The organism is Microcystis sp. LEGE 08355 (assembly GCF_015207185.1).
GTDB classification, from domain to species: Bacteria; Cyanobacteriota; Cyanobacteriia; order Cyanobacteriales; family Microcystaceae; genus Microcystis; species Microcystis panniformis.
On sequence record NZ_JADEXI010000189.1, the window covers coordinates 1 to 7,681 of the forward strand.

Sequence of the window (7,681 nt, forward strand, 5' to 3'; positions counted from 1 at the left end):
GTGTGGGGTGTGGGGTGTGGGGTTTTACCAGTTTTGAGGTGGCCAATTACCTAATTTTCAGGGAAAAAGTCCAGGAATTTTCCCCCTGATCACTCCCATGCCTGGTACTTTTTGATTGACAAAAAGTCTAAAAGTCTTACCCAACAAGGTTTTTAGATTTTTTCAGCCTACCCTAAATAGCGGGGAGTGGCCAGAAACGCTCGATAACTGGATTTTAACAGTCGGTAAAACTTATCGCACAAGGGACTGGAGAGCTGCTTTAACTGCCTAAACGGTAAGTTATCTCCATTTTTTTCCTGTGAATAATTGGTCACTAGCTGAGGTTGTCGGCGCTAAGAAACAGCTGGGAACATTGATAGATTCAGAGTCTAACTATTGACTAATACCTATTCTCGGCGGGGGAATCAAGATTGCTTGACTCTCTTGGCTGCTAATGAGTTGAAGCCTTTGTCACTTTACTGATAACCCTCAGACCGACTAACTGTATACTAGGCTATAAGATTTGCTTAAAAATCTTCAGACCATGCCGAACTATTGACAGTACAGCGATCGCCAAATATGAATCAAGGCATAGATTTACAAGAAAGTTTCATTAAATCCCTAACAGACTTGGGATTAAGTGGAGGACTGGCTAAAGCGATTTGGATGCCTTTACCCATGTTCCTGATGATTATAGCCGCCACGGTGGGGGTTTTAGTGTGCGTCTGGTTAGAAAGAAAAATTTCCGCCGCCGTCCAACAGCGTATCGGGCCCGAATACGCAGGACCCTTGGGCGTTTTACAACCAGTCGCCGACGGTCTGAAATTAGTCTTTAAAGAAGATGTCGTCCCCGCTAAGGCCGACCCTTGGTTATTCCTCTTCGGGCCAATTTTGGTGGTGATGCCGGTGTTTGTCTCCTATCTCATCGTCCCCTTCGGCCAAAATCTGCTGATTACTGACCTAAACGTAGGTATCTTTTTATGGATTTCCTTGTCCAGTATTGCCCCCATTGGTTTATTAATGGCGGGTTATGCCTCGAATAATAAGTATTCCTTGCTGGGAGGCCTGCGGGCGGCGGCGCAATCGATTAGTTATGAAATTCCTTTGGCTTTATCGGTATTAGCGATCGCGATGATGTCTAATAGTCTCAGTACCATTGATATTGTCGAACAACAATCCGGTTATGGCATTTTAGGCTGGAATATCTGGCGCCAACCGGTGGGTTTTCTGATTTTCTGGATTGCCGCTTTAGCTGAGTGTGAACGTCTGCCTTTCGATTTACCGGAAGCGGAGGAGGAATTAGTCGCCGGTTATCAAACCGAATACGCGGGGATGAAATTCGCTCTTTTTTATGTGGGTTCCTACGTTAACCTCGTGCTGTCGGCCCTAGTTTTCGCTGTCCTTTATCTTGGTGGTTGGGAATTTCCTATCCCCGTCAATGCTGTGGCCGGCTGGTTGGGAGTGAGTGAAACCAATCCCTGGCTACAAATTATCACCGCTTCCCTAGGGATTACGATGACAGTATTAAAAGCCTATTTCCTCATCTTCATCGCCATTCTCTTGCGTTGGACTGTACCCCGGGTTCGCATTGACCAATTACTCGATTTAGGCTGGAAATTCCTCTTACCGGTATCTTTAGTTAACCTACTACTTACCGCCGCCCTAAAACTAGCTTTTCCCTTTGCTTTTGGCGGTTAATTTCCGTTTTTGCCCTGTTAACCTACTACCCCTCTGACCATCATGTTTAACATTCTCAAACAAGTCAGCGATTACGCCAAAGGTAGCATTCAAGCGGCGAAATACATCGGCGAAGGTTTATCCGTTACCTTTGATCATATGCGTCGTCGTCCGATTACCGTCCAGTATCCCTACGAAAAGTTAATTCCCTCGGAACGTTATCGGGGTAGAATTCACTTTGAGTTCGATAAATGTATCGCTTGTGAAGTTTGTGTGCGAGTTTGTCCGATTAATTTACCCGTAGTGGATTGGACTTTTAACAAGGAAATTAAAAAGAAAGAACTCAAACACTACAGCATCGATTTTGGGGTCTGTATTTTCTGCGGTAATTGTGTGGAATACTGTCCGACTAATTGCCTATCGATGACCGAAGAATACGAACTAGCGACCTATGATCGTCATGAATTAAACTATGATAACGTCGCCCTAGGCCGTTTACCCTACAAAGTCACCCAAGACCCGATGGTGACACCTCTGAGGGAATTAGGTTATCTGCCTAAAGGTGTCATCGAACCCCACGATTTACCCGCCGGTAGTCAACGCGCCGGTAAACGTCCAGAAGAAATTACCGATTAATTAGCAGTTAGGGGGCTCCGAGACAGCTTTTTCTCCCCAATCCCCCCCGCAACGCGCACGCAGTGACCACCCCATCACCCAATCCCTCACTGATAACTAATAATTAATAACTCTCAAACATAAAAGGAGATGAAACTACTGTGAATTTAGCCGAGGGCGTTCAAATAGTATCTTTTGGCATTTTAGCAGCCCTAGTAATCGGGACAGCTTTAGGCGTGGTACTATTATCTAATATCGTTTATTCCGCCTTTTTATTGGGTGGTGTTTTTATCAGCATTTCGGGTTTATATCTCTTACTAAATGCTGACTTTGTAGCGGCGGCACAAATTCTAATTTATGTGGGTGCGATTAACGTTTTAATTCTCTTCGCCATTATGCTTGTTAACAAGCAAGAGGACTTTTCTGATATTCCTAAACGTTGGATTCGTCAGGCAGCTACTGCTTTAGTTTGTGTTGGTTTATTTGTGCTGTTATCGACGATGGTTTTAATCACACCTTGGTCAATTTCTAGCACTTCTCCCGCCGTAGTAACTAATACTTTAGTAGAAATCGGTAAGCATTTCTTTAGTGATTTCTTGCTACCCTTTGAATTAGCTTCCGTGCTATTATTAATGGCCATGGTCGGAGCAATTATTTTAGCTCGTCGCGACCTTATCCCCACCCTAAAAGCTGAAGAACCTACGGCCACAGCCTTAACATTACCCGAACGACCTAGAGAATTAACCGCCCCTAAATAGGACAAAAGAAAGAGGTATCATGCAGATTCAGTTAGAGTATTATTTGTTATTAGCGGCGGCTTTGTTTTGTATCGGAATTTACGGTTTAGTCACCAGTCGCAATGCCGTCCGGGTTTTAATGTCGATCGAATTGATGCTCAATTCTGTTAACATTAACTTAATGGGTTTTTCCAACTATCTTGACCCCGCTAATATCCGAGGCCAAATTTTTACTATTTTCGTGATTACCGTAGCGGCAGCCGAGGCAGCCGTGGGTTTAGCGATTATCCTGACTATCTATCGTAACCGCGACACGATCGATATGGAACAGTTTAATCTGCTCAAATGGTAAGCTTTTAAATAGGGTTTGCTGAATAAATCTAAAAACCTTGTTGGATAAGGTTTTTAAACTTTTTTTCCCTCAAAAAGTGCCGACCATTGGGGTGAACCCCACACCCCACACCCTGTCCCCACGAAAAACTTTTTCAGCAAACCCTAAATATTTCCCCCCCCTCTCTCCCTTTTCTGGGGGGAGTTTTTTTTGGCCAGTTTTCCCTGTTAACGGGGATAAATCTCGGTGACAACTCGATCGGGGGAACTACTACTAACAACAATGTTATTATCTTCTAACGTGCCGATCGCTTTATCGCCAGTGAGATTAAATTTTGGTTCCTGTTGTTCATAGATAATATTCCCCTCGGCCTCGACAATTTTTTCCGACATTTTCCAAGTTAAGATCTGACTATACAATTGCGCCCCAGTTTTCTGATTAATTCCCTTAACCCCATCCTTGAGATAAGCGATACGATTGCCTAATTCCACCACCACACGATTACCAGTAATAGTGATTTGATCTTGATATTGAAAAATTTCCGTGGGGCGATCGGAAGTTAGGGTACGATTTTGATAGTTCCAAATTGCCTGAGAACCAGAAATCTGTAAAGGTGGTTCTAAAGAGCGATATTCGAGGTTTTCTTGCAGGATAACCTGATTATTTTTTCTTTCCCAACGACCGCCGATAGCAGTAAGGCGATCAATAATAGTTTTACTAATATAGCGATCAAAAGCGACTTTTTGATCGGTACTAATGACCTGTTGCGGAATTTCCCAGTACAGGCGCTCGGTTTGCAGGACAACACGAGATTCCTTAGCGGTAGCCACCACTTGACCTTGTAATTCTAGTTTTTCTTGGCGCGTGTCGTAGCGTCCTTGGCGCGCCTTAGCTTCTAGTTGTAGATGACTACCTTTGATCCCTTTGGGGGAGATTAAAATACCTTCCTTGGGTAGCCAACGCAATTCCGGCGCGTTAATAATGGCCTTATTGCGGGGATCCACAGCCACAATATTATCTTTGAGGAGAATTTCCTGGCCTTCCTTATAGACTTCACCGCGGTCAGCACTAACCTGTAAAACTACTTTCCCATCTTGATAGATATTACCCTTGATATTTTCCAGACGGGCGATTTTTTGGTCTTGGGTGTAGGTAGCTTTTTTGACCTGAATTTTCCAGAGGGGTTGTCCCGAGGGGTTAGCCTGTTCTAAGGTGGCATTATTGAGAATTAAGCGGCCAGTTTCCTCGATTTTAGGCGATTCTGCCGGCGAAATTTTCGGCGGATCGGGAGGTTGACAGGCCGTTAATCCCAGCAACCCGATGAGAAGGGCAGCCCCGCGCCCAATTGATAGTTTAAATTGTAACCGCTGCCTCAATTTCGATCGCTCCGCTGCTAAGTAGGTAGGCGTTAAAAATTATCAGATGCCCCCCTTATCAAGGGGGATCCCCCCGCCTATCGGCACCCCCTTATCAAGGGGGGCAGGGGGGATCGAACCTAAAATCCATTTTTAATTTAATTATAACCAGCGACTTATTTTCTCTCCTCCCAGTGTAGGGTAAGGGGTCGCCCCTTGACCGGTTGAAAGTAGTTCACTCGCTAGTTTTGCTGGGAAAAACCCCCGGTTGAACGGTGAGAGTTTGTTGTTTACCCCTGCGGTTAATCTCGATTTCCAGATTACCACCGATCGCACTGGTTTCCACACCTTGCTGCACATCCGAAGCGGTTTTAACGGGGTTTCCTGCCACAGTTTCGATGATATCACCCGCTTGCATCCCGGCTTTTTGAGCGGGGGAATTTTCCACCACTCGCAGGACGATTACCCCTTCATTTTGGTCAATATTAAAGTTTAATTCTTTAGTTTCGTTCAATTGCTGCCGTAATTCTGGGGTTAGCGTTACCATCTGGATACCGATGTAGGGATGTTCCGCTTTACCCTTACTAGATAGCTGTCCCGCTACTTTTTGGGCGGTTTCGATGGGAATAGCAAACCCTAAACCCTGAGCATCGGCCCGAATTGCCGTATTAATACCGATAACTTCCCCCTTGGCGTTCAGTAACGGACCGCCGGAATTGCCGGGGTTAATAGCGGCATCGGTTTGAATAAAACGAACCCGTTTATCGGGAACCCCCACTTCGCTGCTAGTGCGTCCTAGGGCGCTAATAATGCCCACTGTCACCGTATTATCTAAGCCTAGGGGATTGCCAATAGCGATCGCCCACTCCCCTGGTATTAAAGTTTCGGCCTTGCCAAAAGTCACCGTCGGTAAATTTTCCGCCTCAATTTTCACCAGGGCCACATCGGTCATATTGTCAACCCCCAGGACTTTACCCTGATGGGTTTGACCGTTTTTCAGAGTCACTTTTACTTGGGTTGTCCCTTCCACCACATGGGCATTAGTTAAAAGTAGTCCATCTGTACTGATAATAAACCCAGAACCGGTTCCCCGTTCCAAATGATCCTTGGGAATTGGCACTTGATTACCAAAAAAGCGCCGAAAAAAGGGCTGTTTAAATTCTTCGGGAATTTGGTCGGCCACTTCCCGGGCTGAGTCAATCCGCACCACCGCCGGCCCAACTTTCTGCACGGCCTGGGCGATAAAATTAACATTACCGTCGGTTTGGGGAATAACAGGGAGAGAGAGGGAAGCGGGGAGGATTGCCGGCGGTTTATTTACCTCTAGGGGTGCTTTTCTGCTTAAATACTGATTTCCTAGCACACCCACAGTACCACCTAGGGCGAGTAATCCCAGTGAAATCCCCAATCTTGTCAATAAACCCATAAGCTCTAGCCCTAAAATGTCGTGTGCGGTAGAATCGGCCCCAAACTTACCTATATTATAGGCTGTCTTTTTTGTCGGTAGGAAAGAATCAATGGGAACTTACCCCGTTTACCCGTCTTCTTTTAGCGGTAAAATCACGAAACAGCTATGAGAATCTCAGTTCATGCAATTGTTTGATCGCATCCGTTTAGGGATAGCCGTAGCGGTGGCTAAAACCGTTACTGCTGTGGTTAAAGGACTCCGTTTAGGGGCTGCCAGCGTCTTGCCGGGGGAAATTGCCCGTCGTCTCCATCCCCGTTTGTTGCCGCTACTTTGTGGGCAAGTCCGAAGGGGGGTAATCTTGGTGGTTGGCACGAATGGAAAAACTACCACTTCCCTACTGCTAAGAACTATTCTAGAGCGTCAGGGGGCAAAAGTCACCCATAATACCACCGGGGCAAATTTAATTAATGGTTTAATCACTGCTTTATTAGCCGATGCTAATTTATTCGGCACTTTAAAGGCTGATTATGCCATTTTAGAAGTGGATGAAAATATTCTCCCTTTGGTTTTAAAAGATTGTCGTCCTCGCGCTATTTTAGCTCTTAATTTGTTTCGCGATCAACTCGATCGCTATGGGGAAGTGGATACGATTAGTCGCCGTTGGCAAGGAGCCATATCTCCCCTACCCACCAATACTTTAGTGATTCTCAATGCTGATGATCCGACTCTTTCCCATTTGGGTCAACAACTGCCCCAAAGAGTTGTATATTTTGGCTTAAGTGAGCCAGAATTGTATCTAGAAGAAATTCCCCACGCTGTCGATTCTATTTACTGTCCTAAATGCGGTGCTTCTTTGGATTATCGCGGGGTTTATCTCTCCCATTTAGGGGATTTTAGTTGTCCTAGTTGCGGCTTTAAAAAGAGTAGTCCTGCTTTTCATAGTCACGATTGGCCGCAGATTTTAATCGGTGTTTATAATAAATATAATACTTTAGCGGCGGGTTTAGTAGCCCAGGAATTGGGGATTAAAGATCGAGAAATTTTTGAGACAGTTCAGGGTTTTAAAGCGGCTTTTGGTCGAGCGGAAGAATTAGAAATTGAGGGTAAAAAAGTTAGGATTTTACTATCTAAAAATCCCGTGGGTATGAATGAAACAATTCGCGCAGTGGCTGATATTTTACAGAAAGAAAAGTCTTCGACTACTCTCTTAGTTCTCAATGATCGCATCCCCGACGGGACGGATGTTTCTTGGATTTGGGATGTGGATACGGAAAAATTAACCCGTTTGGGAACAACTTTAGTGGTAACAGGTGATCGACTTTATGACATGGCTTTGCGCTTACAATATAGTCAGGATAGTCTCGCTTCTCCCGTTAATTTAATTGTTGAATCCGATCTAAAAAAAGCGCTCCAAATTGCCCTTAATAACACCAAAAATGAGGAAACTTTACATATTTTACCCACCTATTCTGCTATGTTAGAAGTACGAGAGATTCTCACGGGACGAAAGATTTTGTAGAAATTAGAAAAGAGTGAAGATTGGTGTTAGGTGTTGGGGTGTTAGGGTGTTAGTTGAATT

7 protein-coding genes are annotated in these 7,681 nt (G+C 44.8%); 5 read left to right on the forward strand and 2 right to left on the reverse strand.

Going from position 1 to position 7,681, the window contains the following annotated elements:
• Positions 1 to 558 precede the first annotated feature (558 nt).
• The 4 genes from nuoH (at position 559) to nuoK (ending at position 3,360) form a co-directional block, all read left to right on the forward strand.
• Positions 559 to 1,677, forward strand: a complete 1,119-nt coding sequence (nuoH, locus tag IQ242_RS11350; protein WP_002780019.1) for an NADH-quinone oxidoreductase subunit NuoH — start codon at positions 559 to 561, stop codon at positions 1,675 to 1,677.
• Positions 1,678 to 1,719: 42 nt separating this feature from the next.
• On the forward strand, positions 1,720 to 2,292 hold the full coding sequence (ndhI, locus tag IQ242_RS11355) for an NAD(P)H-quinone oxidoreductase subunit I (RefSeq protein WP_002733194.1): 573 nt from the start codon (positions 1,720 to 1,722) through the stop codon (positions 2,290 to 2,292).
• A 140-nt stretch (positions 2,293 to 2,432) separates the two neighbouring features.
• Positions 2,433 to 3,029 (forward strand): NADH-quinone oxidoreductase subunit J, encoded by a 597-nt coding sequence (locus tag IQ242_RS11360; RefSeq protein WP_193960048.1) that lies wholly within the window; start codon positions 2,433 to 2,435, stop codon positions 3,027 to 3,029.
• Between the two features lie 25 nt (positions 3,030 to 3,054).
• On the forward strand, positions 3,055 to 3,360 hold the full coding sequence (gene nuoK / locus IQ242_RS11365) for an NADH-quinone oxidoreductase subunit NuoK (RefSeq protein ID WP_197533180.1): 306 nt from the start codon (positions 3,055 to 3,057) through the stop codon (positions 3,358 to 3,360).
• A 206-nt stretch (positions 3,361 to 3,566) separates the two neighbouring features.
• Here the strand turns inward: nuoK and lptC are convergent, their stop codons facing one another.
• A complete protein-coding gene (lptC, locus tag IQ242_RS11370) occupies positions 3,567 to 4,715 on the reverse strand; it encodes an LPS export ABC transporter periplasmic protein LptC (protein WP_193960049.1) in 1,149 nt (382 codons plus the stop codon).
• Positions 4,716 to 4,929: 214 nt separating this feature from the next.
• Complete coding sequence (locus tag IQ242_RS11375; protein WP_193960050.1) at positions 4,930 to 6,120, reverse strand: HhoA/HhoB/HtrA family serine endopeptidase; 1,191 nt, start codon at positions 6,118 to 6,120, stop codon at positions 4,930 to 4,932.
• Between the two features lie 163 nt (positions 6,121 to 6,283).
• Between IQ242_RS11375 and IQ242_RS11380 the strand changes: the two genes are divergently transcribed.
• Positions 6,284 to 7,621: a Mur ligase family protein gene (locus IQ242_RS11380; protein WP_193960051.1), complete on the forward strand. Its 1,338-nt coding sequence runs from the start codon at positions 6,284 to 6,286 to the stop codon at positions 7,619 to 7,621.
• Positions 7,622 to 7,681: the final 60 nt, after the last annotated feature.

Excerpts from the sequence above, each read along its gene's own strand:
- nuoH (WP_002780019.1), top strand. The coding sequence starts at position 559 with ATGAATCAAGGCATAGATTTACAAGAAAGTTTCATTAAATCCCTAACA.
- IQ242_RS11380 (WP_193960051.1), top strand. The coding sequence starts at position 6,284 with ATGCAATTGTTTGATCGCATCCGTTTAGGGATAGCCGTAGCGGTGGCT.
- IQ242_RS11375 (WP_193960050.1), bottom strand. The coding sequence starts at position 6,120 with ATGGGTTTATTGACAAGATTGGGGATTTCACTGGGATTACTCGCCCTA.
- ndhI (WP_002733194.1), top strand. The coding sequence starts at position 1,720 with ATGTTTAACATTCTCAAACAAGTCAGCGATTACGCCAAAGGTAGCATT.